This is a genomic window from Arsenophonus endosymbiont of Bemisia tabaci Q2, assembly GCF_902713415.1.
In the GTDB taxonomy this organism is placed as follows: domain Bacteria; phylum Pseudomonadota; class Gammaproteobacteria; order Enterobacterales; family Enterobacteriaceae; genus Arsenophonus.
Genome location: NZ_CACTIE010000303.1, coordinates 1 through 1,087, shown reverse-complemented (window position 1 = coordinate 1,087; position 1,087 = coordinate 1). Strand labels below are relative to the sequence as shown.

Annotated in this window: 3 protein-coding genes and 1 pseudogene; 2 read left to right on the top strand and 2 right to left on the bottom strand. The window is 38.5% G+C overall.

Annotated elements, in window-relative coordinates; translation table 11 throughout:
* Nucleotides 1-17 precede the first annotated feature (17 nt).
* Nucleotides 18-146 carry a transposase gene (locus ARSQ2_RS15165; RefSeq protein WP_420837786.1) on the top strand — a complete coding sequence of 43 codons (129 nt, stop codon included), beginning with the start codon at nucleotides 18-20 and terminating at the stop codon, nucleotides 144-146.
* Nucleotides 86-334, top strand: coding sequence for a hypothetical protein (locus ARSQ2_RS11540; protein ID WP_181995366.1), 249 nt, complete (start codon nucleotides 86-88; stop codon nucleotides 332-334). Before ARSQ2_RS15165 ends, ARSQ2_RS11540 begins: the two co-directional genes overlap by 61 nt.
* Before the next feature lie 9 nt (nucleotides 335-343).
* On the opposite strand, the gene ARSQ2_RS11535 is transcribed toward ARSQ2_RS11540, so the two are convergent.
* Nucleotides 344-535, bottom strand: coding sequence for a hypothetical protein (locus ARSQ2_RS11535; RefSeq protein ID WP_181995365.1), 192 nt, complete (start codon nucleotides 533-535; stop codon nucleotides 344-346).
* 86 nt (nucleotides 536-621) lie between these two features.
* Nucleotides 622-1,087: pseudogene (locus ARSQ2_RS11530) on the bottom strand (hypothetical protein); the annotation flags it as partial.

Here is a 1,087-nt window from a genome sequence, read left to right as displayed (position 1 = left end):
TCATCGATGGAGGGCATATGGTGGAATATTTGCCTACCTATTCGCCAGATCTTAATCCAATTGAACATAAATGGGCACAAGCTAAATGCAAAAAAAGAGGTCTCGGATGCGACACAGATATTTTGTTCGCACTCAATATGGTGTAATCAAAATTAAGTCTCTTAGCTATACCTACTCCGGCCGTAGTTTTATCGGCAATAAAATTAACGAGTGTGTGTTTGCATCTATTTTAGCCGCAGTACCATATTGGGGGGCTGACGACCACATTATCCACTGCTTTAGTAGTGCTTTTAAGTTTTATACTGGCAAAGCCGTCTTTATCTGTTTGACTTGATGTTGCCGATCAATGACCATCTTCAGCTTTATCATCATCTAGCAACCAGCTGATATCCAGATCTGCCACCTTAATAGGATTATCAAATTCATCAACCAGTTGTTCCTTAAAGGTAAAGTAACTGTCGCCATTCGCAACTTTATTAACTTCCTGACCATCTAATGTGACTGTTTTTATTTTTAGCGGTGTTAATATTAGCAATAAAATTCACTGCTTCGGATTTTTCTTCACCACTTGTTGCATATTGCGCATAGATTACCACATCATCCACTGCTTTTTTGCTACTTTTAAGCGTAATAGTCGCCACCCCCATCACTATCTGTTTCACTGCTTGCAGGCAAGCTAACAATAGTACCCTTTTCTTGTCGCAATTTAATGACTAATCCTGCTTGCTTAACCGGGTTACCATTATGGTCAACTAGTTGGGTGCTAAACTCAAAGCCATTCTTACCATCAGCGATCTTATTATTGTCAGCATCATTTAATATGATCTTGCCCACTTTAGCAGTTTTAACATCACCAACAAAATTCACTTTCTTATTAGCTGGTTTTAATGGAGGTACCCTATATTTGGCATAAACTATGATATCATCTACCGCAATATTACTACTTTTCAAAGTAACCGAGGCAATTCCACTATAGCTGGGCGACTTTAAATAGGTAGGCAAATATTCCACCATATGCCCCGCATCGATGATGACTTGTTGAATACTCTGTTTCTTGTGAAAAGTTGCATTATCCATCATGATTACA

Bases quoted from the DNA above. Each gene is read 5' to 3' on its own strand.
- ARSQ2_RS15165 (WP_420837786.1), top strand. From the start codon at position 18: ATGGTGGAATATTTGCCTACCTATTCGCCAGATCTTAATCCAATTGAA.
- ARSQ2_RS11540 (WP_181995366.1), top strand. From the start codon at position 86: ATGCAAAAAAAGAGGTCTCGGATGCGACACAGATATTTTGTTCGCACT.